Annotated in this window: 1 pseudogene; it reads left to right on the top strand. The window is 67.6% G+C overall.

From position 1 onward, the window contains the following. Window positions 1–106: 106 nt before the first annotated feature. Window positions 107–290 (top strand): annotated as a pseudogene (locus EN807_RS34705) (ABC transporter permease); the annotation flags it as partial.

Here is a 290-nt window from a genome sequence, read left to right as displayed (position 1 = left end):
GGGCAGTGACAGCTTATCTCGCCCTTTGTGGGAGAGATGGCCGGCAGGACAGAGGGGGGCGCCGTAGAGCGCGACCTCCGAGGATTGCGAGGAGCATCCTTTCGCCATGACCCGCGCCCTCGCCCTCATCCGCCGCCGTCTCGTCGGCAGCGTCTTTGTGCTTTCGATCGTCATCATCGGCACATTCCTCCTGCTCGAAGCTGCCCCTGGCGACGCGGTCGACGCCTACATCGTCTCGACCGGCGGCGACGCCGGCCTGATCGAGGTGCTGCGCCACCGCTGGGGCCTCG

The organism is Mesorhizobium sp. M5C.F.Ca.ET.164.01.1.1 (assembly GCF_004792125.1).
GTDB lineage: Bacteria > Pseudomonadota > Alphaproteobacteria > Rhizobiales > Rhizobiaceae > Mesorhizobium > Mesorhizobium wenxiniae.
The sequence above is the reverse complement of the archived record's forward strand: the minus strand, read 5'-3'. Positions and strand labels throughout refer to the sequence as shown.